The organism is Serratia sp. CY31944, assembly GCF_052169175.1.
GTDB classification, from domain to species: domain Bacteria; phylum Pseudomonadota; class Gammaproteobacteria; order Enterobacterales; family Enterobacteriaceae; genus Serratia; species Serratia sarumanii.
On sequence record NZ_JBJNLG010000014.1, the window covers coordinates 77550 to 104135 of the forward strand.

Here is a 26586-nt window from a genome sequence, read left to right on the forward strand (position 1 = left end):
CACTGTAAATCATCGACATTGTTTATTCATCTAACGGGCATCAATAGCGTGATCGGGATGATGCCCAGGGCATGGGAGAGGCGCATGGATTTCGGTAAACGGCAGTTTTTGCAGCGGCTGGGCGTGTTGACGGCGGGGGCTTCGCTGATCCCCGTGGCGGAGGCCGGGCTGACGTTAGCGCCGACGCGGCGCGAGGGGGATGCCAGCCGCCGCTACGCGATGCTGATCGATCTGCGGCGCTGCGTTGGGTGCCAGGCCTGTACCGTCAGTTGTGCCATTGAAAACCAGACGCCGCACGGCGAGTTCCGCACCACGGTAAACCAGTACCAGGTCAGTCTCGAAGGCGAAGCGGTGGCGACCAACGTGCTGCTGCCCAGGCTGTGCAACCACTGCGACAACCCGCCCTGCGTACCGGTGTGCCCGGTGCAGGCCACCTTCCAGCGCGAGGACGGGATCGTGGTGGTCGACAACAAACGCTGCGTGGGTTGCGCCTATTGCGTGCAGGCCTGCCCGTACGATGCCCGTTTTATCAATCACGCCACCCAAACGGCGGACAAATGCACCTTCTGCGTACACCGGCTGGAGGCGGGATTGCTGCCGGCATGCGTGGAGTCGTGCGTGGGCGGGGCGCGGATCATCGGCGATATGCGCGATCCGCACAGCACGCTGAGCAAGCTGCTGCGGCGTCACGAGGCCGAGATCAAAGTCCTCAAGCCGGAGAACCAAACCGCGCCCCACGTGTTTTATCTGGGGCTGGATGATGCCTTCGTCACGCCGCTGCCGGGGCGGGCGCAGGTCGCCTTATGGGGAGAGGGACGATGAGCCGCCAACTGATGATCGCAGAGGTTTTGAGCCAGCCGCAGGCGGTGAGCTGGCTGCCGTGGGCCGTGCAATATTTCTTCTTTATCGGCATTGCCGCCTGCGCCGCGCTGCTGGCCTGCGTGTGGCGCTGGCGCGGTGGAGACAACGCCGCACATTTGGAGCGCGCGGCGCTGTTTATCGGGCTGACGTGCGCCATCACCGCGCCGCTGGCGTTGACCGCCGATCTGCATCAAACCGCCCGTTTCTGGCATTTTTACGCCTACCCGACGCCCTGGTCGTGGATGCCGTGGGGCGCGCTGTTCTTGCCGTTGTTTACCTTGCTGATCGGCCTGTGGTTTATCGCGATTGAATTTACACGGCTGACGGGCAGACCGGTTGCGCTGTTGCGTGGGATCGCGCCCGCCTGCGCGCTGGTGGCTATCGGCCTGCTGTTGTACACCGGGCGCGAGGTTTCCGTCGTGCGCGCCCGCCCAATCTGGTTCAGCTACGCATTTCCGATCGTGATGTTCCTCAGCGCGCTGCAGGCGCTCTTGGCTCTGTTGCTGTTGGCGATGCGCAAACGGCCCGGCCTGCAGGCGCCGCTGGCGCGCGGGATGCTGCTGACGCTGCTGCCGCTCGGCGGGGCGATCCTGCTGTGGGTGTGCGGCGATACGCTATCCGGCGCGGCGGTACGCCACTGGCTGCAGACGCAGGCGACGGCGCGCCAGTATGCTGCCGGCTGGATCGCGCTGTGGGGGCTGGCGCTGGCGTGGGCCGCCTGGGCGGCCTATCGACGTTTGCCGCGCGGCGGCGCGCCGCTGCTGGTGGCCGGCGCGCTGGGGCTGAGCTGGCTGATGCGCTGGACGCTGTTGATCGAAGTGCAAACCATCCCGAAATACAACGCGTCTTATTCCCCCTATAGCCTGCCGCTTGGTACCGATGGCTTGCTGGCGATCGTCGGCACTTTCGGGCTGTGGCTGGCGTTAATGATCATGGTGCGTGAAGCACAGGCGTTTTTACTGCGGAGAAAACAACATGGCTAAACTCACCCGGCGTCAGTGGTTGAAAGTGGGCCTGGCCTTCGGCGGGCTGTCCGCTTTCGGCCTGAGCTATCGCGAGGTCGCCAAACGGGCGATCGACGGCTTGATTCACGGCACCTCAGGGCGCGTGACTCTGGATCGCATCAACGGCAACTCTCTGCAGCCCGAAGGGCGGGCTATGCCGGAATGGCAAGGCAATCCGCAGCAGGCCATCTCGATGACCCAGTGCTTCGGTTGCTGGACGCAATGCGGCGTGCGGATACGGGTGGACAGGCAGACCGACCGGGTACTGCGTATCGCCGGCAACCCGTATCATCCGCTGTCTCAGGAGCGGCACCTCGATTCTGCGTTGCCGCTGCAGGACGCGTTGGCGCAGCTGGGCGGGGAGAGCGGCCTCGACGCGCGTTCCACCGCCTGCGCGCGGGGCGCTACGCTTCTGGAGGGGCTTTACAGCCCGCTGCGCGTGCTGGAGCCGATGAAACGCGTCGGCAAACGCGGCGAGGGCAAGTGGCAGCGCATCAGCTTCGAGCAGTTGATCGCCGAAGTGGTGGAGGGCGGCGATCTGTTCGGCGAGGGGCATGTGGACGGCCTGCGGGCGATCCGCGATCTGGAAACGCCGATCGATGCCCGACAGCCGGGGCTGGGGCCGAAAGCCAACCAGCTGCTGGTGACCAACGCCGGTGATGACGGGCGCGACAGCTTCCTGCGACGCTTCGCCCAGAACAGCTTCGGCAGCAAAAACTTCGGCGCGCACGGCGCTTACTGCGGGCTGGCCTACCGCGCCGGCTCCGGCGCGTTGATGAACGATCTGGACAAGAACCCGCACGTGAAACCGGACTGGGAACAGGTCGAATTCGCGCTGTTTATGGGCACCTCGCCGGCGCAGTCCGGCAACCCGTTCAAGCGTCAGGCCCGGCAGTTGGCCAGCGCCAGATTGCGCAGCGAATTCCGCTACGCGGTAGTGGCGCCGGCGCTGCCGTTGACCACCACGCTGGCGGACGATCATGGCCATTGGATCCCGATACTGCCGGGCACCGACTCGGCGCTGGCGATGGCGATGATCCGTTGGATCCTCGACAATCGGCGTTATCAGGCCGGTTATCTCGCCATCCCGTCGGAGGCCGCCATGCAACGCGCCGGCGAGAAGAGCTGGACCAACGCCACGCATCTGGTGATCGCCGAGAGCGAGCACCCGTTGGCGGGGCAGCATCTGACGCTGGCCCATCTGAACGGCGCGGAGTCGGCGTCGCCGCTGGTGGTCAACGGCGCGGGGGAACTGGTGGCGGCCGAGACGTGCGACAGCGCCGAGCTGTGGGTAACCCGCACGGTGACGCTGCACGACGGCGCGCAGGTGGCGGTGAAGAGCGGCTTTCAGTGTCTGAAAGAGGCGGCCGACAAGCTGTCGCCGGAAGCCTACAGCCGGGAATGTGGCGTACCGGTGGCGCGCATCGCGGCGCTGGCCGAGGCCTTTACCGCCCACGGGCGCAAGGCGGCGGTGATCGCCCATGGCGGGATGATGGCGGCGAACGGGTTTTACAATACCTGGTCGGTGATGATGCTCAATGTGTTGATCGGTAACCTGAGCCTGGCGGGCGGGGTGTTCGTCGGCGGCGGCAAATTCAACGGTTTCGCCGAGGGGCCGCGCTATAACCTGGTCGAGTTTCCCGGCCTGGTAAAACCGAAGGGGTTGAATATCGCGCGCAGCAAGGCCGCCTATGAAACCTCCGACGAATACCGCGAAAAAGTGGCGGCGGGCGTTTCGCCCTGGCCGGCCAGGGCGCCCTGGTATCCGTTCGTCGCCGGGCAGTTGACCGAGCTGCTGACGTCGGCGCTGGCGGGATATCCGTACGGGCTGAAAGCCTGGATCTCGAACATGACCAACCCCCTGTACGGTATCGCCGGGTTGCGCGGCGTGGCGGAAGAGCGGCTGAAAGATCCGGCGCGTTTGCCGCTGTTTATCGCCATCGATGCGTTTATCAACGAAACGACGGCATTGGCCGACTATATCGTCCCGGACACCCATAACTTTGAGAGCTGGGGATTCAGCGCCCCCTGGGGCGGCGTCGCCAGCAAGGCCACCACTGCGCGCTGGCCGATAGTGACGCCGGCGACCGCGAAAACGGCGCAAGGGCAGCCGATCTCCATGGAGGCGTTTTGCATCGCCGTCGCCAAACGCCTGGCGCTGCCGGGGTTCGGCGATCGCGCTATCGGCGACGGCCGGGGCGGGCTGCTGCCGCTCAACCGCGCCGAGGATTATTATCTGCGCGCCGCCGCCAACGTGGCGTTTGCCGGCAAGGCGCCGGTGCCGGCCGTGAGGGAGGAAGAACTGGCGCTGAGCGGCGTCGATCGCTTGTTGCCGCAGCTTGCGCAGACGCTGCGCGCCGATGAGATCGGCCGCGTGGCGTTTATCTACAGCCGCGGCGGCCGCTTCGCCGGTCATGACAGCGGCCGCCGCGACGGCAGCGTGGGCAACCGCTGGGAGAAGCCGCTGCAGATCTGGAATGCGGAAGTGGCTAAGCACCGGCATGCGATTACCGGCGAGCGTTTCAGCGGCTGCCCAACCTGCTACCCGGCGCGTTTGTCGGACGGCCGCGCGGTGGAAGAACTCTACCCTGAGCGGCAGTGGCCGCTGCGGCTGATGTCCTTCAAATCCAATGTGATGAGCAGCTCCACCGCGGTGATCCGGCGCCTGCACGACGTGAAGCCGGTGAACCTGGTGGCGCTGAACCCGGCGGACGGGGCGCGTTTCGGCGTTCAACACGGTGATTGGGTGAGTATCAGCACCCCGGGCGGCAGCCGGGAGGCGCAGATCAGTCTGCTGGCGGGTGTGATGCCCGGCGTGATCGCGGTGGAACACGGCTACGGCCACCGGGAGATGGGCGCCAGCCAGCACTACCTGGACGGCGAGCCGCTGGCGATGGATAAGCGCATTGCCGCCGGCATCAATCTCAACGATCTGGGGTTTGCCGATCCGACGCGCGAAGTGCCGAACACCTGGCTGGACTGGGTGACCGGTGCGGCGGTGCGCCAGGGGATTCCAGCGGCGATCGTCAAGCTTTCCGCGTAAACGACGGACGAAAAAAAACCTGCTGTAACAGCAGGTTTTCTTAAATTTGGTCGGCATGAGAGGATTATGCGCATCTTCGATGCTTGCCCTGCGGGCCGTTGCTAAAGCAACGTGGTCTCACTGCGTTCGGCTCAAACCTCCTTCGGAGATTCTCATCCTCTCAGTTTGCAGACGAAAAAAAACCTGCTGTAACAGCAGGTTTTTTTGAATTTGGTCGGCATGAGAGGATTCGAACCTCCGACCCCCGACACCCCATGACGGTGCGCTACCAGGCTGCGCTACATGCCGACGCTATGAAAAATCATACTACCGATTCCCGATGTTAATGCAAGCGCCTCGCCTCTTGATTGCTTTAGTTTTAAGCAGTTAGTTGGCGATAAAGCGTTTTACATCGGTCAGCACCTGCAACAGCAGAGCAAGCTGCGGTTTCTCGTCTTTTATTTCATCGCCGTTCTGATCGTAGACGCGATAGTTGCCGCTGTTGTCCAGCATCAGCGTCTGCGTCGGCGTGATGATCACCAGCTGATTGCCATCGCCGGTAGCGATCCAGTCGTTGCGGCGCTGGGCGGTGAACAGATCTTCGCCCTGCGAATAGTCTTTCGGCGCGGTCTTCACGTGCAGCAATCGTTGCATCAGGGTGCGCATCACGTCGTTATGGCCGGTCAGCTTGCTGATGGTCTGCGCCGGGGTGCCCGGCCAGTGGATCACCAACGGCACCTGCAGCTGCGCCTGGTTGAAGCCGGTGCCGGCGCCCCATTGGCCTTTGCCGCTGTCGTTGAACTCGACGCCGTGCTCGGCGGTGATCACCACCACGGTTTTATCCAGCAGGCCGCGCTGTTTCAGGGTGTCCAGCACCTGGGCTATCTGGGCGTCCACGTCTTGCGCGCCGGTGCGATAGCGCCGAATAAAGTCGGCCGGAGCCGGGGTTTTGTCGCCTTCGACAGCCTCGGCGCCGCTGAAGCTGATATAGGAGAACCACGGCTCTTTGCTACCCTGATCGGCCAGCCAACGCTGCCATTGCTGCGTGGTTTGCGCGTCGCTTTGCGGCGCCGGCGTCGGCAGCGAGAAGTCGGTCAACAGCGCCTGACGGTACAGGCTGGCGTTGAAGCCATCGGAGGAGAACAGCCCCAGCTGGTAGCCCCGATCGCCGAGCGCAGCGATCAGCGCCGACGGCTTGCGGCCGGCGAGCACGCTGTCCAGATAGGTCGGGGAAATGCCGTAGAACAGGCCGAACAGCCCGGTATCGGCATGGTTGCCCGAACTGTAATGATCGCTGAAACGCACGTTTTCCTGGGCGAAGCGCGTCAGCGCCGGCATGTCCTGCGCCACGTCTTTGGCGCGAATGCCGTCCACCACGATCATCAGCAGGTTATAGCCGCTGCCTTTATCGCCGTAGCTGAGATCGCTGAGCGGATACTCTACTGCCACCGCTTCCGGATTGCCCTGTTGCATCAGGCGGCGCTCATACGCTTGCTGGTCGAGCAGGCCGTGTTTTTCGAGGAACTTGCGCGCGGTCATCGGGTACGAGAGCGGCAGGTTGGCTCGCTGCATGGTGATCGGGCGATAGAAGTTGGCGTCGGCCCAGATGTAAATCAGGTGCGACGCGAAAAAGGCGCTGATAAACAGCGCCGCCAGCGGTTTGCCGAAGCGGCGGCGGTTCAGGCTGCGCAGCTTCTGCCAGCTCCAGGTGGCGAACAGCATCTCCACCAGGAAGATCGCCGGCACGCAGATGAACATCAGTTGCCAGTCGCGCGACAGTTCGCTTTGGTCCGGGTTGACCACCAGATCCCACACCACCGGATTGAGGTGCAGGTGGAAATGGGAGAACACTTCGCTGTCGACCAGCAACAGCGTGAGCCCGATGGTGGCCAGCGCGGCGGAAATAAATCGCAGCAGCCGCTGCGACATCACCACGAAGGTGAGCGGGAAGATCACCAGCAAATAGCCGGCGAACACGATAAAGCTGAAATGCCCCAGCAGGCTGACAAAGGCATAAACCCGGCCCAGCAGGGATGCGGGCCAGTCGGTGACAAACAGGTAACGGCTGCCCAGCCCAAGGGCGAGCAAAATGTTGAATAAGGCGAACCAGTGCCCCCAGCTGATCATCTGGGAGACTTTTTCACGATAACGCTGACGGTTTGTCACCATAAGTCAATATTAATGTGCTTTATCTTCACGGACAGAAGCCTGCAGGGCTTCCGCGAACGATCTCGCCAGGGTTTTCCGCTGCGCGGGGGCAACGCTGGTGTTGATCAAATTAGTGACCATATTGCCCAGCACCATCAGGGAAAGATCGGTGGGGGTATGGTGTTTTTCCAGAACATTGACCAGCTCTGAGAGCAGTTGTTCAACGTGTTCGTCACTGTAACGGGATGATTGTGGCATAAAATTGCGCTTAGTAATCTGCAAAGTGCCCTATCTTACCGTATAGGGCAGTGATTTTCCGCTCTTTTATCACCTCCTGTCATTCGGGAAATTGTTCGCCCGCGCCGGGGCTGCCCCTCGCAGCGCCTTTCCGGTTTGCCGCGGTTTTTAGTATTGCAGGGCGGGGCCTTCAGTGTTTGAATACGCGCCTAAAGAACAGGAGGATTTACCATGAGTCTGGATATCGACCAGATCGCTCTGCACCAGTTGGTGAAACGCGACGAGCAAACGCTGGACGTGGTGCTGCGCGATTCCTTGCTTCCCACCAACGCGGCGGTGGAAGAAATGATGACGGAACTGCATCGCGTCTATAGCGCCAAGAGCAAGGCCTTGGGCCTGTTCAACGAAGGCAGCGAGCTGGCGGAAGCGCTGCGCACCTGCCGCAAGGACGATAAGGACTTTCTGGCCTTCAGCCGCGCGGCGACTGGCCGCCTGCGCGACGAACTGGCGAAGTATCCGTTCGCCGAAGGCGGCGTGGTGCTGTTTGGCCAATACCGTTATCTGGCGGTGGAGTATCTGCTGATCGCGGTGCTGAACAGCCGTAACAGCATGCGCGTCAACGAAGAGCTGGATATCAACACCACCCACTATCTGGACATCAACAACGCCGATATCGTCGCGCGCATCGATCTGACCGAATGGGAAACCAACCCGGAATCGACCCGCTACCTGACCTTCCTGCGCGGGCGCGTGGGCCGCAAGGTCGCCGACTTCTTCATGGATTTCCTGGCGGCGTCCGAAGGGTTGGACGCCAAGGCGCAAAACCGTGGGCTGCTGCAGGCGGTGGACGACTACTGCGCCGATGCGCAGCTGGACAAGAACGAGCGCCAGTCGGTGCGCCAGCAGGTGTACAGCTACTGCAACGAACAGCTGCAGGCGGGCGAAGAGATTGAGCTGCAGGCGCTGTCGCAGGAGCTGTCGCCGGTCGGCGAGAAAGACTTCATGCAGTTCTCCAGCGAGCAAGGGTATGAGCTGGAAGAGAGCTTCCCGGCGGATCGCGGCACGCTGCGCCAACTAACCAAATTCGCCGGCAGCGGCGGCGGTATCAGCCTGAACTTCGACGCCATGCTGCTGGGCGAGCGCATTTTCTGGGATGCGGCCACCGACACCCTGACCATCAGAGGCACGCCGCCGAATCTGCGCGATCAGCTGCAGCGCCGGACCGGCAGCGGCAAGTAAGCGCGCCGAATCGCAGACAATAAAAAACGCCGCAATTGCGGCGTTCTTTATTTCGGCGTCCCGAAAGGTTCGAAAACGTAGCGATTAAACGCGAACGAAGTCGATGTGAGCCAGTTTTGGCTTGAACGGGTGACGCTGTACAGCCTGAACCTTAACTTTGGTTTCTTTACCGTCGATAACCAGAGTTACTGCTTCGCTGTAGAATTCTGGTTTAGCTTCCATGTTCTTGACAGAATCATGGTCCAATTCGATGGAAACTGCAGCTTCTTTGCCACCGTAAACGATAGCTGGGAATTTGTTTGCTGCACGCAGGCGGCGGCTCGCACCTTTACCCTGGTCTTTACGTACTTCTGCATTGATAGTGAACATTGTTTTTTCTCTTAAAAGAAAATTTACCCTGCTACAGGCGACCCAAGTAGCAAGTTCGGAATTCCGCTTTAACGCTGGGCAGGCCCAGGTAAAGCGCGCGGCATTTTAACGGAAAGCCGCCTGCAGGGCAACGAAAACCTGCCCAGATTGAGGGCCGTTCGCTCAGGCCAACTGATTGGCGCGGCGGAAACGGCCTTGATAATCGAACACTTTCTCGCGCACCTGCCAAAACTGCCCGCGCTTGCGCGCCACCACGAAATCCGGATGGCGCAGCGCCTGCTGTTGCGCCAGCACGTCGGCGGCGGTGTGCCAGGCGAACGGCACGCCCGGCGCGCGCTGGTGCGGGCGCAGGAACAGCATTTCGAACGCTTTGCGCTGCGCCGGCGTTTGCAGGCGGAAACGCTCGCTGATGCTGGTGCCGTCCTCGTCGTAATAGGTGGCCTTCAGCCATTCGCCCTTGTCGTCGCGGCCGCTCTGCAATTCCATGCCGCCGCAGCGCAGCACCAGCGCGTCTTTCAGCTTCAGCGCCGCCTTCAGCATGTCATCGGGATCGACCAGCACCTCCTGGCACTGATGGCAGCGGCGCGCGGCGATGTCGTTCTCCGCGCCGCAGTGCGGGCAGCTCTTGAACCGGAAGCGGTAATCGCACTGTTCGCGGTGGCCGTCGTCGTCTTCCAGCCAGCCCTGACAGCGGCGGCCGTAGTGCTCGATGATGTCGCCATTCTCGGTGCACTTGCCCCAGAACAGGTTGGCGAAGCCGCAGGCCGGGCAGAACACCTGCACCGGCTGGCTGTCGCCGTGCGGCTTGCTGACGCCGACCTCCGGCGTGAACAGATCGTGCGGGTTGCCGGCGTAGTCGAGGATCAGGCAATCCTCCTTGCCGGGCGCCAGCCGCAGACCGCGGCCGACGATCTGCTGATACAGGCTGACGGACTCGGTCGGGCGCAGAATAGCGATCAGATCGACGTGCGGCGCGTCGAAGCCGGTGGTCAATACCGCTACGTTGACCAGATAGCGCAGCTGCTGCTGTTTGAACGCCTCGATCAGCGCATCGCGCTCGGCGGGCGGCGTTTCGGCGCTGACCAGCGCGGCCTCGCCGTTCGGCAGCAGGCCGTGGATCTCGCGGGCGTGCTCGACGGTGGCGGCGAAGATCATCACCCCTTTACGATCTTGGGCGTACTCTACAATCTGGCTGATGATATGCGGCGTGACGCGGTTTTGCCGCTTCAGCTCACGGTTCAGATCCGCTTCGCTGAACAGGCCGTTGCTTCTGGCCTCCAGCCGGCTGAAATCGTACTGCACGATCGGCATGTCCAGCCGCTCAGGCGGCACCAGGAAGCCGTTCTTAATCATGTAGCGCAGCGGCAGCTCGTAGATGCAGTCGCGAAACAGGCTGGCGCCGTCGCCGCGGGTGAAGCCGTGGTAGTGATACTGGTAAATCCAGCCCTTGCCCAGGCGATAGGGCGTGGCGGTCAGCCCCAGCAGCCGCAGCTGCGGGTTGGTTTTCTGCAAATGCTGGATGATTTGCTGGTACTGGCTGTCGTCGTCGTCGCTGATGCGGTGGCATTCATCGACGATCAGCAGCGAAAAGGCGCCGTCGAACAGAGGCAGGTTGCGCGCCACCGACTGCACGCTGCCGAACACCACCTTGCCGGCGCTCTCTTTTTGTTGCAGGCCGGCGGCGAAGATGTCCGCTTCCAGGCCGTAGGCGCAGTATTTGGCGTGGTTTTGCGCCACCAGTTCCTTGACGTGGGCCAGCACCAGCACCCGCCCGCGGGCGCGCTTCGCCAGTTCGGCGATCACCAGGCTTTTGCCGGCGCCGGTCGGCAGCACGATCAGCGCCGGTTCGGGGTGCCGCCGGAAATGATTGATGGTGGCTTCGACCGCTTCCAATTGGTAGGGGCGTAGGGTAAAGGCCATAAATGAACGCCGTAGGTTGGAATGGGCCGCCGGGAAGCGGTTTTGTCACCTCTGTTCCCACAGAAAGCGTGACATTTTACGCCCCGGGCGGCCGAAAAATTTCCATTATTATGCCTTCTGCGCGCGCGCGGTGCGAGAAGCGTGAAAATTACCCCTGTCGGGCAACGCGTTGTGCCGCTATACTCGTGTGACAGCAATCGCTGTTCCCCCACGCGATTTCCCCCCTGAACCTGCCATTTGCACCCGGTGCAACGGCGGGCGTCATATTTTGGCAATACGATCAATGCGATCATAACAACGACAGGCAAAGCAGATCCCATGCGATTGGACAAGTTTTTATCTCAGCAGTTAGGCATCAGCCGTGCGCTGGTCGCGCGCGAACTTCGGGCTAAACGCGTCACCGTGGACGGTGAGGTAGTGAAGAGCGGGGCGATCAAACTGACCCCGGAGCAAGAAGTGGCGTTCGACGGCAATCCGCTGCAGCAGCAGAACGGCCCGCGCTATTTCATGCTCAACAAACCGCAGGGCTACGTCTGCTCCACCGACGATCCCGATCATCCGACGGTGCTGTATTTCCTCGATGAGCCGGTCGCGTACAAGCTGCACGCCGCCGGGCGGTTGGATATCGACACCACCGGGCTGGTGCTGATGACCGACGACGGCCAGTGGTCGCACCGCGTCACGTCGCCGCGCCACCACTGCGAGAAAACCTATTTGGTCACGCTGGAGCACCCGTTGGCGGAAGACACCGCGCAGCGTTTCGCCGAAGGGGTGCAACTGCACAACGAGAAAGATCTGACGCGGCCGGCGACGTTGGAGCAGGTCGACGAGCGCGTGGTGCGCCTGACCATCAGCGAAGGGCGCTACCACCAGGTGAAGCGGATGTTCGCCGCCGTCGGCAACCGGGTGATCGAGTTGCACCGTGAGCGCATCGGCGCCATCGTGCTGGATGACGATCTGGCGCCGGGTGAATACCGCCCACTGACCGAAGAAGAGATCGCCAGCGTGGGTGCGCCGCACCTGCAGGACTGATAACCGATCATTGATTGCGGCCGATTAAGGAGTCGTGGAACGTGCAACAGAACCGAACCTCTCATCTCGGTTTGATTTTCATTCTGGGCCTGTTGTCCATGTTGATGCCGTTGGCGATCGACATGTACTTGCCCAGTATGCCGGTGATCGCCGCCCAGTTTGGCGTCGAGTCCGGCAGCGTGCAGATGACGCTCAGCGCCTATATGCTCGGCTTTGCCTTCGGGCAGCTGTTCTATGGGCCGATGTCGGACAGCATCGGCCGCAAGCCGGTGATCCTGTGGGGAACGCTGATCTTTGCCATCGCCGGCTGCGCCTGCGCCATGGCGCAGTCTATCGATCAGCTGATCGGGCTGCGTTTCCTGCACGGTCTGGCCGCCGCCGCCGCCAGCGTGGTGATTAACGCCCTGATGCGCGACATGTTCACCAAGGATGAGTTCTCGCGCATGATGTCGTTCGTCATTCTGGTGATGACCATCGCGCCGCTGCTGGCGCCGATGATCGGCGGTGCGCTGCTGCTGTGGTTCAGCTGGCACGCCATCTTCTGGACCATGGGTGCCGCGGCGCTGATCGGTTCACTGCTGGTGGCCTTGTTCATCAAGGAGACGCTGCCGAAAGAGCGGCGTCAGCGGTTCCACCTGCGCACCACGCTGGGCAACTTCGGTTCGCTGTTCCGCCACAAGCGGGTGCTGAGCTACATGTTGGCCAGCGCCTTCTCGTTTGCTGGCATGTTCTCGTTCCTCAGCGCCGGGCCGTTCGTCTACATCGAACTGAACCACGTTTCGCCGCAGCACTTCGGCTACTATTTTGCGCTGAACATCGTCTTCCTGTTCCTGACGACGCTGATCAACAGCCGCAACGTGCGGCGGTTCGGCGCGGTCAAGATGTTCAAGCTGGGGCTGCTGGTGCAGCTGGCGATGGGGCTGTGGCTGCTGGCGGTAAGCGCCGTCGGCCTGGGCTTCTGGGCGCTGGTGATCGGCGTAGCGGTTTACCTGGGGTGCATCGCGATGATTTCCTCCAACGCCATGGCGGTGATCCTGGATGATTTTCCGCATATGGCGGGCACCGCGTCTTCCCTGGCCGGCACGTTGCGCTTCAGCATCGGCGCGCTGGTGGGGGCGGTGCTGTCGATGGCGCCGGGCAAAAGCGCCTGGCCAATGGTCACCTCGATGGCGCTGTGCAGCATCGTGGCGGTGCTGTTCTACGTTTACGCCAGCCGGCCGCGCGATCGCGCAGCCTGACGTTCTCCCGACTCGGGGCGTTTCGCCCCGCAGCGTCATGGGGTTGCGCCCTGCCATTTCAGGGTGCAACCGGCAATGAATAATTTGTTGCTAAATATATGCCTGCTAATTAATCGGTCATTTTCCCATCTGTGTGCTTTTTGTTAAAAAACTCCGCCATCGTGCCGCCCGATATTCCCCGGGAGGCGCGGCGTTCTGTCGGCTGCGCCGCGCGAGTGGTTTGTATTAGGATTGTTGTAAATCAAGGCATTAGCAGGAGAGGCTGCGCTAACGTGGCGGGTGAAATGTTTCTTCAATGTAAAAATATGGCGACGGAAAAGTAGTCGCATTGCAAGAAAAAAGAGTTGAGATCGCTGCGGGAAAGGGTTACATATAACGCAAAAATGCGAGCTGAGTCGCAAAATGCCGTGAAATAACACCGCACGGCGCGCCAAAAAATGGCGCGGCATCGGCAAGCACGGGGTCAGGTTAATGGTTTGCGGCAAAATTTACATTTAAATAACATTTGTGCGCGGCAGAGTCGGGAGTCAACGGCTATAACTTAGTAACCCTGTCAGGTAAAAGTGTTTCACCTTTTCAAACTAGGGATTTCATGTGGAGAGTATCCAACTTTCGGTAGTGCATCGCTTGCCGCAAAGTTATCGTTGGCTATCCGGTTTCACCGGCGTGAAGGTCGAACCGATTCCGTTTAACGGAATAGACGAAGATAACAACCTGATTGGGCTGAAGTTGCTCAGCCATGAAGGGGCCGAGGCCTGGCAGGTAATGCAACAGCTCAATCTGTCGCTGCAGGAGATTCAGGTCGACTGCGCGATTGTCGAATGGGAAGGAGAGCCTTGCCTGTTCGTGCAGCGCAGCGACGAGAGCGCCACCATGTGCCGCCTGAAAAACGTCGGCGCCGCGATCGCCGAACCGCTCAGCGCGCAGTACCCCTTCTGAATTCGCCGCTAATCCGCCAACTGCAGCAGTTGACGGGTATAGTCGGCGGCGGGCGCCGCGAAAATCGCCCGGCAGTCTCCCTGTTCAACCACTTCTCCCTGTCGCAGCACGATGACCTGGTGGCATAGCGAACGCACCACCTGCAGGTCATGGCTGATGAACAGATAAGCCAGCCGGTGGCGTTGCTGCAGCGATTTCAGCAGCGTCAGGATCTGCGCCTGCACCGATTTATCCAGCGAAGAGGTCGGCTCGTCGAGGATCAGCAGCTGCGGCTGCAGGATCAGCGCGCGCGCGATGGCGATACGCTGGCGCTGCCCGCCGGAAAACTCGGTGGGATAGCGGTGGCGCAGCTGCGGATCCAGGCCGACTTCCTGCAACACCTCGATCACGCGCTGTTCCCGCTGCTCGGCGCTAAGCTGCTGGTGCACTTCCAGCCCCTCGGCGATGATCTGCTGCACGTTCAGGCGCGGGTTCAGGGCGGAATAGGGATCCTGGAAGACGATTTGCATCCGGCTGCGGTAGGGCAGCATCTGCTTCATCGTGAGCGGGTGCAGCGGTTCGCCGTCGAACCAGATGGCGCCCTGCGAGGCCAACAGGCGCAGCAGCGCCAGCCCGGTGGTGCTTTTGCCCGAGCCGGATTCTCCCACCAGCCCCACGCTTTCCCCGGCCCGCAGCTCGAAACTCAATGATTTCAATGCATAGTGATAATCCACCGTGCGGCGCAGCAGGCCGCGGCGAATGGGGAAACGCACCTGCAGATTCTCCACCTTGAGCAGCGGCCGCTCGTCGCCGGGGCGCCCGTTGGCCGCGGCAGGCAACGGCAGCGGTTCACCGACGTCTTCGGCGGCCAGCAGCTGCTGCGTGTAAGGATGCTGCGGCCGGCTGAACAGCCGCGCGCGGGCGTTTTGCTCCACGCAGCGCCCCTGGCGCATCACCGCCACGTTGTCCGCCAGGCGGCGCACGATATTCAGGTTATGGGTGATGAACAGCAGCCCCATGTCCATCTCTCGTTTCAATTCTTGCAGCAGCGTCAGGATCTGCGCCTGGATAGTGACGTCGAGCGCGGTGGTGGGTTCGTCGGCGATCAGCAGTTTCGGGCGGGTCAACACCGCCATGGCGATCATCACCCGCTGGCGTTCACCGCCGGACAGCTGATGCGGGTAATCCTGCAGCCGGCTTTTGGCCTGGCGGATGCCGACGCGCTCCAGGCACTCGACGATCTCCGCGCGCGCGGCATCGCGCCGCAGGCCGCGGTGCAGCATCAACACTTCCGCCAGCTGTTTCTCGATGGTGTGCAGCGGGTTAAGCGACACCATCGGTTCCTGAAAGATCATCGCGATCTGATTGCCGCGCACCTTGCGCAGCGCCGCTTCCGGCGCATGCAGCAACGAATCGCCGTTGAACAGAATGTCGCCGGCAGGGTAAACCACCGGCGGCGCGGGCAGCAGGCGCAGTATCGACAGGGCGGTGACGCTTTTGCCGGAGCCGGATTCCCCTACCAGCGCCAGCGTTTCCGCCGGCGCGATTTGCAGCGAGAGTTCGTTGACCACCGGCGTGACGGTGTCGCCCTGGCGGAAGGCGATGCTGAGATCCTGAATAGCGAGCAAAGGAGTGGCCATATCAATGCGCCTTGCTGGGGTCAAAGGCGTCGCGCACCGCTTCGCCGATAAAGATTAATAACGACAGCAGCACCGCCAAGACCAGGAAGGCGGTGATGCCGAGCCACGGCGCCTGCAGATTGTTTTTGCCTTGCAGCAGCAACTCACCGAGCGACGGCGAACCGATCGGCAGACCGAAACCGAGGAAATCGAGCGACGTCAGGGTGGTGATCGAGCCGCACAGGATAAACGGCAGGAAGGTCAGCGTCGCCACCATGGCGTTGGGCAGCATATGGCGGGACATGATAACGCGATCCGGCACGCCCATGGCGCGCGCGGCGCGGATGTAGTCAAAATTGCGGGTGCGCAGGAATTCGGCGCGCACCACACCCACCAGGCTCATCCAGCCGAACAGGATGGTGATGCCGAGCAGCCACCAGAAATTGGGCTGGACGATGCTCGACAGCAGAATGATCAGAAACAGCGTCGGCATGCCCGACCACACTTCGATAAAGCGTTGCCCCCACAGATCGAAACGCCCGCCGTAATACCCTTGCGTCGCGCCGACGCACACGCCGATCAGGCTGGAAAACAGCGTCAGCGCCAGGCCGAACAGCATCGAGATGCGAAAACCGTACAGCACCCGGGCCAGCACGTCGCCGCCGTTGCTGTCGGTGCCCAGCAGGTTGTGGCGGGAAGGTGGCGAGGGGAAGGGCACTTCGGTGGCGAAGTTGATGGTGTCGTAGCTGAAGCGGATCGGCGCCCACACCGCCCAGCCGTGCCGTTCGATCTGCCGCTGCACGAACGGATCCTGATAGTCGGCTTCGGTATTCAGTTCGCCGCCGAAGGCGGTTTCGCTGTAGCTAATCATAAACGGCAGGTACAGCCGGCCTTCATAACGCACCAACAGCGGTTTGTCATTGGCGATCAGATCGGCGGCCAGACTCAGGGTGAACAGCACCAAAAAGATCCACAGCGACCAGTAGCCGCGGCGGTTGCGGCGAAAGCGCGCCCAGCGCGCCTGGTTGATCGGGCTAAGGCGGCTCATTGGCGGGCCTCGAAGTCAATGCGCGGATCGACCAGGGTGTAGGTGATATCGCTGAGGATATTCAACAGCAGGCCGATCAGGGTGAAGATATACAGCGTGCCGAACATCACCGGGTAGTCGCGCTGCAGCGTGGCGTCGTAGCCCAGCAGCCCCAGGCCGTTGAGCGAGAACATCACCTCAATCAGCAGCGAGCCGGTGAAGAACATGCTGATAAAGGTGGCCGGAAAACCGGCGATCACCAGCAGCATGGCGTTGCGGAACACGTGGCGGTACAGGATCTTTTTCTCATCCAGCCCCTTGGCGCGGGCGGTGGTGACGTACTGCTTGCGGATCTCGTCGAGGAACGAGTTTTTGGTCAGCATGGTCAGGGTGGCGAAGCCGCCGATCACCGTCGCCAGCACCGGCAACGTGATGTGCCACAGGTAGTCGGCGATCTTCGCCGGCCACGAGAGGGTGTCGAAGTTGCTGGAGACCAGGCCGCGCAGCGGGAACCAGTCCAGGTAGCTGCCGCCGGCGAACAGCACAATCATCAGGATGGCGAACAGGAAAGCCGGAATGGCGTAGCCGATGATGATCAGCGTGCTGCTCCAGGTATCGAACGCGCTGCCGTTGTGGACGGCCTTGCGGATGCCGAGCGGGATCGACACCAGGTAGATGATCAGCGTGCTCCAAAGGCCCAGCGTGATGGAGACCGGCAGGCTCTGGCCGATCAGCTGCATCACCGAAGCGCCGCGAAACAGGCTGTCGCCGAAGTCGAAGCGCATATAGTTCCACAGCATGGTGAAGTAGCGCTCGTGCAGCGGTTTATCGAAGCCGTAGCGTTTTGTGATCTCGGCGATCACCTCGGGATCCAGGCCGCGCGAACCGCGATATTGGCCGTCTCCTGCCGCGATGCCTGCCCGGGCATGGCCCAGGCCTTCACCTGCGCCGCCGCTGCCAAAACCGCTGCCGTGCCCCAGCTCAATGGCGGCAATGGCCTGATCGACCGGGCCGCCGGGGGCAATTTGCACGATAAAAAAGTTGATGGTGATGATCGCCCACAGCGTGGGGATCACCAGTAACAGTCTGCGTATCAGATAGGCCGCCATTCCGACTCCTTATTGCCGTTGAGCCGGTAAACGCGCCGCCTTGTTGACGTCGTACCACCAGTTATCGAAGCCGATCGCATAGGCCGGGCGGATCGACGGCGTGGAGAACTTGTCCCAATAGGCGTAGCGATCGTGGTTGGAGTACCACATCGGCAGCATGTAGTTGTTCCAGGTCAGCACCCGATCCAGCGCGCGGCCGAGCGGCAACAGGGCCTTTTCGTCGCCCTGATGGGCGGCGATTTGCCTCACCAGGCTGTCGACCGCCGGATCTTTGACGCCGGCCGTGTTGTAGCTGGAATCGATGTACTGCGAATCCCACAGGATTTGCAGATCGGCGCTGGGGAACGGCATCGCCATATATACGGTCGACATCATGTCGAAATCGCGTTCACGCATGCGACGGGTGTACTGCGAGGCGTCAATTTCGCGAATTTGCATCTCGATGCCCAGCCGCTGCAGGTTGTGGCGGAAGGGTAATACGTACTGGAAGTTGCTGCCGCTCAGCAGCATCAGTTCGAAGGTGAACGGCTGGCCGGTTTTGGCGTTGACCAGCTTTTGATTTTTGACCACCCAACCGGCTTCTTTCAGCAATTGGGTCGCCTTCAGCAGGTTTTGCCGATCGTTGCCGCTGCCGTCGGAGGAGGGCGGCTGGTAGATGCTGGTAAACACCTCCGGCGGTATCTGGCCTTTGAGCGGCGCCAGCAAGGCCAGTTCGGCGGCGTCCGGGTAGCCGCGGGCGGCGTAGGCGGTGTTTTGGAAATAGCTGTCGGCGCGCTGATAGGCGTTGTAATACAGCGCCTTGTTCATCCAGTTGAAGTCGAAAGCCAGGCCGATCGCTTCCCGTACCCGACGATCGGCGAACAGCGGTTTTTGCAGGTTGAACGCCAGCCAGCGGGTATTCTGCGCCGCCTGATTGGTCTCATCCTGCTTGATGATGTAGTTGCGCGCGAAGTTGCCGCCCTGATACTGGGTGGCCCAGCTTTTGGGCGACGGCTCGATGCGGAAATCGTAAGCGCCGGCCTTGAAGGCTTCCAGCGATACTTTATCGTCCAGGTAATAATCGTAGCGAATGCTGTCGAAGTTGTAGCGGCCGCGGTTCACCGGCAGGTTGGCGGCCCAGTAGTCGCGCACTCGCTGGTAGGTGATGTACTGGCCGAGGCGGTAATCGGCGATTTTATACGGGCCGCTGGCGAGCGGCGGGGTGCTGAGCGGTTCGTTGAGCTTATGGTTTTTCCAGAAGCTTTCCGGCAATACGCGCAGGCTGAGCAGGCTGAGGATTTGCTCACGGTTGGCTTTAGGCAGCTCGATGCGCACCGTCAGCCGGGAAATGGCCTTGACCGTGACGCCTTTGTAATAGGAACGAAACTGCGGTACGCCTTCGGTCATGAATTTATTGAAGGTGAAGGCCACGTCGGCGGCGGTGATCGGGCTGCCGTCCTGGAAGCGGGCGCGGGCGTTGATATCCAACTCCATCCAGCGCATGTCGGCCGGGAAACGGGCCGATTCGGCAATCAGCGGATAATAGCTGCCGGGTTCGTCGTCGGAGTTGGTGAACAGCGTATCGTACAGCTCCATCGTACGTTCGCCGGGCACGCCGCGGGTAGCGAAGCGGTTGAAGTTGTCGTAGGTGCCGATGGCCGCCAGCCGCACGTCGCCGCCTTTGGGTGCCGCCGGGTTGACGTAGTCGAAATGGCTGAAGTCGGTGGCGTATTTCGGTTCACCGAGAAGGGCGAAAGCGTAGCTTTCGTTGAGGGCTTCGGCCCGCAGACCGAAACTCAGTGCCGAGAGCACCAGAGCAGCGAAAATGCGCACGGACATCAGACGGTAAGCTCCTGCTGTGGAATAAAGTACAACCTGCGCCCAGCATAACATTCTTCGGGCGGGCGCAGGGTAAAGATGCTTAAAGACTAACTATTTATTTGCCTGATAATCAAAGACCTGATGAGCATTGCAGTAAGCGACGAAATTGTCGATGCTCAGCGGCTTGCTGAAGTAGTAGCCCTGCATGAAGTTAACGCCGTGTTCTTGCAGGAACTGCATCTGCTCGGCGGTTTCCACGCCCTCGGCCACCGTCAGCATTTTCAGCTTTTTCGCCAACGAGATCACCGCATCCAGCACCGGCGCGGTGACCGTGTCCTGGCCGATGGTGTTGACGAAGCCACGATCGATCTTCAGGTAATCCATGGTGAAGCGCTCAAGATAGATCAACGCGCTGTGCCCGGTGCCAAAATCGTCCACCGCGATCTCGATGCCCTGTTTGTGCAGCCAGTCAAACTCCGCCAGCGCACTCTCTTCTTCCACCATGCCGCGCTCGGTGATTTCAAACACCAGCGTAAAGTAATCGCCCGGCAGCTGCGTCAACAGTTCATACACGTCCTGGTGGAACGACGGCGCGCTCAGGTGGGCGGGGGAGATGTTGAGCCCGACCTTGCCTCCCCGCGGCAGCGCTTTGGCGAGCTGCGGCGCATCTTCGGCGATCAGCCTGAACAGGTGGCGGGTGAGCGGCACGATCAGCCCGTTGCTTTCGGCGTAGGGGATAAAGACGTCGGGCGGGATGCGGCCTTCGATCGGATGCTGCCAGCGGATCAGCGCTTCCAGCCCGCCGATGCTGTTGCTGTCGGTGTGGAACACCGGCTGGTATTCGATAAAGAACTCGTTGCGCTTGATGCCGCGCAGCAGTGCGCGTTCCGGGCTTTGCCGCAGCAGCAGCATGTAATAGCAGAGTACGCCGATCATCAATGACAGCACCAGGCTGCCCAGCAGCGTCAGGCGAATGTCGTTGGGGGTCAGTTTCTCGTTGTAGAACAGAATGGTCAGCGGCAGATTGGGCAGCGTCAGTTTATCCGCCTTGCCCTTCGGCAACTGATCGACCGGCATCAGGTTCGGGCTGAAGGTGGTCAGCGCGCGGTTGCCCATCACGATGGCGATGCCCGGCGCCTGTTCGTCGTGCGAGGTGAACAGCAGATAAGGCATCAGATCGATGTCCAGCGTAGCGAGGATGCCGGTGGCCTTTTCGTCGGGATGCCGCAGCCAAACCGCAACCGCCGGTTTGTTCGGCACGATCGGCGTGCCCTGCTGCAGCTTGAGATCCAGGGGCAGATTCCAGTCGATTTCCTGGTAGAGATTTTTCATCGGCAACATCATGTCGCCGGTGGCGGAAGAGCAATAGGCGTAGCCGTCTTTCACCAACAGGAAGGTGCGCACGCCGCTGGTAAAGGCCGCCTGGTAGGTAATGTCCGACTGGCTTGAGAGGCAAGGCTTGGCCAGCAGCGGCATCATTTGCTGCATCACCGTCTTCAGGTGCGAGATATAACCCAGCGTGAACTTTTGCGTGCGCGCTTCGACCTTATGTTGATATTGCGTGCGCTGGTGGTTAATCAAAGAAAGCGTGACCGCGGTGAAGAGCGTAAAAAATACCAGGGCGGCGACGCCGCTTTTAGCCAGGCTGCGCTGTCGGTGAGACACGCTGCGGGCAAAAGCTCTTTTCAAGCCCATAACCGAGTCCTCTGCAACAGGGCGTCAGGGGTGTCGCGCAGCCATTTAATGGATTGTGCCAACGGCTTTTTTTTCATTTTTGCCTTTTTATCCCGTACCAACCGGCGGCGTTGTTTAAATATGCGGCGTCGCCGACAGAAATATAATGCGCTTATTTTAAGCGGAAACGTTTTAAATAACGCCGGGGCGCCGTTGCCGTCATCTGACGATAATAGGCGAGTTTTTCCTCGATGGCGCGATTTCCTGCCAACAGTTTATCAAAATAATGGCGTGCGGCAGCGTTAAGCGGAGAAAGATGGCGATAAGGCAGGGAGCAATCTTGATGATATCTGTTAGACAACCAAAAAAAACGCCGCCCGTAGGCGGCGCTTATCGCTCGTTTGGTATTCAGGATCTTCAAGGCATTGCGCCGTTAACCGTTGGTCAACACCCGGCGCGCTTCTCGATAACGTTTATTCCAATAGTTATCGGTCAGCTTGGAAATCATGACCCCACTGCTGGTGGAGGCGTGAACGAACTGATCGTTGCCTAAATAGATGCCGACATGGCGCCCGGTAGAACCGGCGCGGAACAGCACCAAATCGCCGACGCGCAGCTTGGTGCGCTGGATTTTCTTGCCGAGATCTTCCTGTTCATAGGTAGAACGCGGTAAATCCATGCCGAACTGTTCGCGGAAGGTGCGTTGAACAAACGCCGAGCAATCGATGCCGCGCTTGCTGTCACCGCCTAAACGGTAGCGAACGCCTTTCCAGTCCGCGTACTGATCCATAATCTTTGACTTGACGTCAACGTTGCGGACCATCGCTTCGAATTCATCCTGAGAGGCTTGCAGTAAAAGACCGTCTTTGTCATTAACTGCACGCATCTCAGTTTGTGCGTTATTCAAGTTCGAAGTGTGAGTCGAGCTGCATGCGGAGAGCATAACCGCAGCGGCAATTGCAGGGACTACCCGCAAAAAATATCTCAGAAACGGTTGAGATTTGACCATTGTTGTTGTTTTCCCTTGAAGTCCTTAACGACGAAAGTCGCTACCTGAAAAATGCCAAACGAAACGAGCCTAGTCCGCACCTGTTGCATCGACAACCAGTTACCGTTGAAAACGTGCGAGAACGCACATTTTTATCGGATTCCATACTGATTCGACTTAAACCAGGCACAAACGCATCTGAGATTACCGGAACAAATAGGGGATTGCGAGCCTTTTTCCCGTCTTTTTTATATGAATTTGTGATGTAACATAATGTAAATCTTCATATAAAAAACGCCAATTGTCCGATGTATGAATCTGGCGTGAAATCAGGTTGCAAAAGCGTTAACGGGCGGTGACGATATTTTGCGCTCAGCGAAGGGATTAAGGCCGGGAGGCGGGCGCCTCCCGGCATGAGTCATAGACGCAAGTTATGGTTGGCCGGGGCGATGCTTGCCGGGCAATAGGCGATTCAACCGATCGACGATCCAGTCGCTGCAGGGCGTCATCAGCACCCAGCTGGCGCCAACCAGCACCACTGAAAGCGAGCCGACGGCGATATCGGTAAACCAGTGGGCGCCAATCATCACGCGTGGCAATGAGAAGAGCAGCGTAATCAGCAGGGCGACGGCGAAGGCGCGGCGGCCGAAATAGCGCAGCATAAAGCAGGAAAAAATAATCAGCATCATGCCGTGGTCGCCGGGGAAGCTGTCGCTGGAAGCGTCCTTGGTGGGGATGCCGGTCAGCTCGCTGACGCGATAGATATTGTCGAAGGTCAGGGTGGGGCTCGGATGCTTCACCGGCAGCAGGTGGCCAAGCTGGTTCAGCACCACGGCGGTCAGCAGCATCACCACGCCGGTGATCACCAGGCGTCGGCGGCCGGCGGCGTCCTGCTTCAGGTAGAAGTACAAATACAGCAGGCCCATGGCGAGCAGCGAAATCACGTCAAACGCGCGGTTGTTGGTGATGGCGACCAGGTGCAAAAACGCCGGGTCGGTGGCCAGATGGCGGTTAAAGAAGAAAAAGATCGCCGAGTCCAGGGTATACCAGCCGCCGTGATTGGCCGGCAGGAACCAGGACAGGAACAGCGCAACGCCCAGTAAGTTGAAGAGGATAATGAGGGGTAAATTGCGGCGTGTCATGACATAACCTGTTGGCAAAATGAAAACGAAATAAAACCCGGCCGCCCTGCGGCAACCGGGGGGCAACGGTACGGGGTCTAACTTAAACGAATCTTAAACAAGGCGGATTGCAGGGCGTTCCAATCGGCATTTTCGCTGTGGATAAGCTCAATTCGGCTGTCGAGCGGCGCGACCGGGCGGGTTTCGATGTTGAGATCCTGTCCCTGACGATTGATCAGCAATGTGCCTTCGGGGATGCGCACCGCGCCTTTGGCGCGTTCTACCGGCGCGAGTCGCACCCATTCCATAAAGCCGACGGTGTCGAATTGGGTGTCGCCGTCAAAAATCCAGCCGCAGCTGGTGAAGCCTTGCCCCTCGTTCAACGCTCGCCGCCAGCGGGCATGCTCCGGCAGCCGCAGCGCCGCCAGCCCCTGCGTTTTCGCCTGACCATGATGATGCTGCGCGTCCGGCAATTCTGTACGATTCGTGCGCGGAAGTGACAACAGCGCGACATCCGCTTCGCCTTGCGCGATGGCATAACAGGGCCGCCGCAGCGGATCTTGCGCCCTCCAGGCTTCCAGCGCCCGCCTGTCTTCCGGCTGATAGGTATCGCTTTTGCTGGCCAAAATAACGTCGGCCGCGGCCAGCTGATCGCGGAAGTTTTCGTTGTCGCGGTAGCGGGGTTGGCTGAGCTGGCGGGCATCCAGCAGGCACAGGGTGGCCTGCAGATCGATCCAGCCGGCATAGCTCTCCTGGGTCAGCAGCGATAGAATTTGTTTCGGATGCCCGAGCCCGGTCGGCTCGATCAGCAGCCGATCCGGTTTGGCCTGCTGTAACAGCATATTCAAGCCCACCTGCATCGGCAGGCCGTTGACGCAGCACATGCAGCCACCGGGGATCTCTTTGAGCACCGCGCCGCTGTCTGCCAGCAGCGCGCCGTCGATGCCGATCTCGCCGAATTCATTGACCAATACCGCCCAGCGCTCATGTTCGGGCTTATGAGCCAGCAAATGGCGGATAGTGGTGGTTTTACCGCTGCCGAGGAAACCGGTAATCAAATTGGTTTTGGTCATTAATAATTCCTGGAGCAAAAATTAACCTGCTTAATAAATGAGTTACGCAGCCTTATCGGTGAAACCGCCGCGATTTAATTTGTGCCCTATCTCGCAAATTTTGCACGTCACCATGCGCTTTTCAACCGACAAAATCCACCGTTCATAACAAGAAAATTCTTAGATAAAACCCTGTATTAGATGCGGTTAACTTTTGTTAGTAGCTTGTTTTTACATTGTTAATGACGCGATTAACGATCAAATCTCGTCCCTTTCCTTGCGATTATTCCTAACAAGATCCTCTATGGTTAAATTGGCTTAACTAAAAATGAGGTTGCCATGAATACCTTTCGGTTATTTTTGATCGTAGGAATGTTGTTTTCATGGACGGCAGTGAGTCATGCAGGAGTGGCCGGCGGGGTAATTCGCTTCGTCGGTTCTATCGTTGAAAGTCCTTGCACGGTCAATATTGCAGATTCTAAGGCGAATACGCAATGTTACCGCAACGGCCAGCGTTATCAGGCCCAGCAAGCGTTGTCAGGTTTTGATACTACACGCAAAGAACTTCCGCTAAATCTAGGCACAACCGAAATGAAGTGGGTAGACCAACAGAAGAAACTCGCTGTTATGACGGTCGTTTATCGTTAAGTCGTTCCGCCATGCCGGCGTAACGTTACGCCGGCATGGTTATTCTCGGCCCTGCAGGCTTCTCACCGCAGCACCCACTCCTTCACCGTTTCACGCGCACCGCGATCGCGCAGCGACAAATAGGCTTGCGTCACCGCGTCGGCAAACGCCGCATGCGTTGCCAGCGATTCGCCGAACACCGATTTCAGCGCCAGCAGCGCCGTTACGCGCCGCCGATCGTCCGGCGTAGCGGCAATAGTCTGTTGCAGCGCGTCTGCCAGCGGATCGCGAATGTCGATCGGTTGACCGGCGTCATCGACGCCGCCGACGTAACGCATCCAGCCCGCCACGCCCAGCGCCAGCCCGCTATAGTCACCGCCGTGCCGCAGATGCCAGCGCACCGCGTCCAGCAGGCGCTGCGGCAGCTTCTGCGAACCGTCCATGGCGATCTGCCAGGTGAGGTGTTGCAGCGCCGGGTTGCTGAAGCGCGCGATAAGCTGTGCGGCGTAGTCGGTCAGACTGATGCCGGTAACGCTCAGGGTGGGCGCCTGTTCGTCCAGCATCAACCGCAGGGCGGCGCGACGGTAGTGTTCATCCGCCATGCACTCGTTGATATAGCGGTAGCCGCCCAGGTAGCCGAGGTAAGCCAGGAACGAGTGGCTGCCGTTCAGCATGCGCAGTTTCATGTGCTCAAACGGCAGCACATCGCTGACCAGCTGGGCGCCGGCCAGCTCCCACGCCGGGCGTCCGGCGGCGAAGTTGTCTTCCACCACCCATTGAATAAAGGGCTCGCAGGCGATGGCGCAGTCGTCGCGCACGCCGCCCAGCGCGGCGGCAATCTCATCCAGCGTGGCCGGCGTGGCGGCCGGCACGATGCGATCCACCATGGTGCAGGGGAAGGTGGCGGCGGTGGCGATCCAATCGGCGAGCGACGGATCCCGCGCCTGCGCCAGATCGAGCACCGCCCGGCGCAGCACGTGGCCGTTCTCCGGAATATTGTCGCAGGAGAGCAGGGAGAAGGCGGGCAGGCCGCGTTCGCGCCGCAGCCGCAGCGCCTCCACCAAAATGCCGGGCACGGTCTGCGGCTGATGCGGCCACGCCAGATCGGCGACGATCCCCGGATGCTGCCGATCCAATCGCCCGCTGCCGGGCTCGATACAGTAGCCTTTTTCGGTGATGGTCATCGAGACGATCGCCACCTGCGGCTCGGCCAGTTTCTCCAGCACCGCGGCGATGCCCTCCAGCTTGCGGTGCAGGCTCTCATGCACCGCGCCGATCACGATGGCCTGATGGCCGTCCGCGCCTTTCTCCAGCACGCTGTACAGATGATCCTGTTGCCGCAGCGCCTCAAACAGCGGCACGCCGCCGGACAGGCTGATCTCGCAGATGCCCCAGTCGCCGCCGTGGGCGTTCAGCACCCGATCGGTCAGCAGCGCCTGATGCGCGCGGTGGAACGCGCCGAAGCCAAGGTGCACGATGCGGCTGCGCAGAGCCCGGCGGTCATAGCCCGGCTGCCGGACGGCGCCCGGCAATGGGGTGTTGGCGATCGTTTTCATCTCATCTCCAAAGCGTGTAAGACAG

Annotated in this window: 22 protein-coding genes, 1 tRNA gene and 1 other RNA gene; 8 read left to right on the plus strand and 16 right to left on the minus strand. The window is 60.6% G+C overall.

Features of this window, described 5'->3' with window-relative positions; translation table 11 throughout:
- Nucleotides 1-84: 84 nt before the first annotated feature.
- From ttrB to ttrA, 3 genes are read left to right on the plus strand one after another with little or no spacing between them, the layout of a single operon-like run.
- On the plus strand, nucleotides 85-822 hold the full coding sequence (gene ttrB, locus ACJ8IN_RS15505) for a tetrathionate reductase subunit TtrB (protein ID WP_033635289.1): 738 nt from the start codon (nucleotides 85-87) through the stop codon (nucleotides 820-822).
- Nucleotides 819-1844, plus strand: coding sequence for a tetrathionate reductase subunit TtrC (gene ttrC, locus ACJ8IN_RS15510; RefSeq protein ID WP_033653789.1), 1026 nt, complete (start codon nucleotides 819-821; stop codon nucleotides 1842-1844). The genes ttrB and ttrC overlap by 4 nt, the downstream gene beginning before the upstream one ends.
- On the plus strand, nucleotides 1837-4908 hold the full coding sequence (gene ttrA / locus ACJ8IN_RS15515) for a tetrathionate reductase subunit TtrA (protein WP_308325915.1): 3072 nt from the start codon (nucleotides 1837-1839) through the stop codon (nucleotides 4906-4908). Before ttrC ends, ttrA begins: the two co-directional genes overlap by 8 nt.
- Before the next feature lie 47 nt (nucleotides 4909-4955).
- Here the strand turns inward: ttrA and ACJ8IN_RS15520 are convergent.
- The 4 genes from ACJ8IN_RS15520 to ACJ8IN_RS15535 form a co-directional block, all read right to left on the minus strand.
- A non-coding RNA gene (locus tag ACJ8IN_RS15520) (RtT sRNA) lies at nucleotides 4956-5085 on the minus strand.
- A 34-nt stretch (nucleotides 5086-5119) separates the two neighbouring features.
- Nucleotides 5120-5196: transfer RNA gene (locus tag ACJ8IN_RS15525), tRNA-Pro, on the minus strand.
- Nucleotides 5197-5274: 78 nt separating this feature from the next.
- Nucleotides 5275-7056 (minus strand): LPS biosynthesis-modulating metalloenzyme YejM, encoded by a 1782-nt coding sequence (yejM, locus tag ACJ8IN_RS15530; RefSeq protein WP_047571252.1) that lies wholly within the window; start codon nucleotides 7054-7056, stop codon nucleotides 5275-5277.
- 9 nt (nucleotides 7057-7065) lie between these two features.
- Nucleotides 7066-7293 carry a YejL family protein gene (locus tag ACJ8IN_RS15535; protein WP_004935782.1) on the minus strand — a complete coding sequence of 76 codons (228 nt, stop codon included), beginning with the start codon at nucleotides 7291-7293 and terminating at the stop codon, nucleotides 7066-7068.
- A gap of 210 nt (nucleotides 7294-7503) precedes the next feature.
- Between ACJ8IN_RS15535 and yejK the strand changes: the two genes are divergently transcribed.
- Nucleotides 7504-8511, plus strand: coding sequence for a nucleoid-associated protein YejK (gene yejK, locus ACJ8IN_RS15540; protein ID WP_033635284.1), 1008 nt, complete (start codon nucleotides 7504-7506; stop codon nucleotides 8509-8511).
- 84 nt (nucleotides 8512-8595) lie between these two features.
- On the opposite strand, the gene rplY is transcribed toward yejK, so the two are convergent.
- Nucleotides 8596-8880 (minus strand): 50S ribosomal protein L25, encoded by a 285-nt coding sequence (gene rplY, locus ACJ8IN_RS15545; protein ID WP_004935776.1) that lies wholly within the window; start codon nucleotides 8878-8880, stop codon nucleotides 8596-8598.
- A gap of 162 nt (nucleotides 8881-9042) precedes the next feature.
- A complete protein-coding gene (locus tag ACJ8IN_RS15550; RefSeq protein ID WP_308325913.1) occupies nucleotides 9043-10800 on the minus strand; it encodes a DEAD/DEAH box helicase in 1758 nt (585 codons plus the stop codon).
- Between the two features lie 318 nt (nucleotides 10801-11118).
- On the opposite strand from ACJ8IN_RS15550, the gene rsuA reads away from it, so the two are divergent.
- From rsuA to ACJ8IN_RS15565, 3 genes are all read left to right on the plus strand, one after another.
- On the plus strand, nucleotides 11119-11832 hold the full coding sequence (rsuA, locus tag ACJ8IN_RS15555; protein ID WP_033648013.1) for a 16S rRNA pseudouridine(516) synthase RsuA: 714 nt from the start codon (nucleotides 11119-11121) through the stop codon (nucleotides 11830-11832).
- A 41-nt stretch (nucleotides 11833-11873) separates the two neighbouring features.
- The gene (locus ACJ8IN_RS15560; RefSeq protein WP_025303559.1) at nucleotides 11874-13070 is read left to right on the plus strand and encodes a Bcr/CflA family multidrug efflux MFS transporter; all 1197 of its coding nucleotides are present in this window, start codon (nucleotides 11874-11876) and stop codon (nucleotides 13068-13070) included.
- A 594-nt stretch (nucleotides 13071-13664) separates the two neighbouring features.
- On the plus strand, nucleotides 13665-14009 hold the full coding sequence (locus ACJ8IN_RS15565) for a YejG family protein (protein ID WP_004935763.1): 345 nt from the start codon (nucleotides 13665-13667) through the stop codon (nucleotides 14007-14009).
- Nucleotides 14010-14017: 8 nt separating this feature from the next.
- Here the strand turns inward: ACJ8IN_RS15565 and yejF are convergent, their stop codons facing one another.
- From yejF to ACJ8IN_RS15610, 9 genes are all read right to left on the minus strand, one after another.
- Nucleotides 14018-15628, minus strand: coding sequence for a microcin C ABC transporter ATP-binding protein YejF (gene yejF, locus ACJ8IN_RS15570; RefSeq protein WP_047571257.1), 1611 nt, complete (start codon nucleotides 15626-15628; stop codon nucleotides 14018-14020).
- 1 nt (nucleotide 15629) lies between these two features.
- A complete protein-coding gene (locus tag ACJ8IN_RS15575; protein WP_015378535.1) occupies nucleotides 15630-16655 on the minus strand; it encodes an ABC transporter permease in 1026 nt (341 codons plus the stop codon).
- Nucleotides 16652-17743, minus strand: coding sequence for a microcin C ABC transporter permease YejB (locus ACJ8IN_RS15580; RefSeq protein WP_087763381.1), 1092 nt, complete (start codon nucleotides 17741-17743; stop codon nucleotides 16652-16654). Before ACJ8IN_RS15580 ends, ACJ8IN_RS15575 begins: the two co-directional genes overlap by 4 nt.
- Before the next feature lie 9 nt (nucleotides 17744-17752).
- A complete protein-coding gene (locus ACJ8IN_RS15585) occupies nucleotides 17753-19561 on the minus strand; it encodes an extracellular solute-binding protein (protein ID WP_039565061.1) in 1809 nt (602 codons plus the stop codon).
- Between the two features lie 93 nt (nucleotides 19562-19654).
- Entirely contained in the window at nucleotides 19655-21238 is a 1584-nt protein-coding gene (locus ACJ8IN_RS15590; protein ID WP_060422651.1) for a cyclic di-GMP phosphodiesterase, read from the minus strand.
- A gap of 151 nt (nucleotides 21239-21389) precedes the next feature.
- A complete protein-coding gene (locus tag ACJ8IN_RS15595) occupies nucleotides 21390-21638 on the minus strand; it encodes a hypothetical protein (protein WP_125460721.1) in 249 nt (82 codons plus the stop codon).
- 12 nt (nucleotides 21639-21650) lie between these two features.
- Nucleotides 21651-22226: a bifunctional murein DD-endopeptidase/murein LD-carboxypeptidase gene (gene mepS, locus ACJ8IN_RS15600; RefSeq protein WP_033635277.1), complete on the minus strand. Its 576-nt coding sequence runs from the start codon at nucleotides 22224-22226 to the stop codon at nucleotides 21651-21653.
- Nucleotides 22227-22636: 410 nt separating this feature from the next.
- A complete protein-coding gene (locus ACJ8IN_RS15605; RefSeq protein WP_060421889.1) occupies nucleotides 22637-23347 on the minus strand; it encodes a phosphatase PAP2 family protein in 711 nt (236 codons plus the stop codon).
- A gap of 77 nt (nucleotides 23348-23424) precedes the next feature.
- Nucleotides 23425-24399 (minus strand): CobW family GTP-binding protein, encoded by a 975-nt coding sequence (locus ACJ8IN_RS15610; protein WP_033648007.1) that lies wholly within the window; start codon nucleotides 24397-24399, stop codon nucleotides 23425-23427.
- Between the two features lie 318 nt (nucleotides 24400-24717).
- On the opposite strand from ACJ8IN_RS15610, the gene ACJ8IN_RS15615 reads away from it, so the two are divergent.
- On the plus strand, nucleotides 24718-25026 hold the full coding sequence (locus tag ACJ8IN_RS15615) for a type 1 fimbrial protein (protein WP_033635274.1): 309 nt from the start codon (nucleotides 24718-24720) through the stop codon (nucleotides 25024-25026).
- Nucleotides 25027-25088: 62 nt separating this feature from the next.
- On the opposite strand, the gene ACJ8IN_RS15620 is transcribed toward ACJ8IN_RS15615, so the two are convergent.
- A complete protein-coding gene (locus ACJ8IN_RS15620) occupies nucleotides 25089-26561 on the minus strand; it encodes a mannitol dehydrogenase family protein (RefSeq protein WP_048321817.1) in 1473 nt (490 codons plus the stop codon).
- Between the last annotated feature and the right edge of the window lie 25 nt (nucleotides 26562-26586).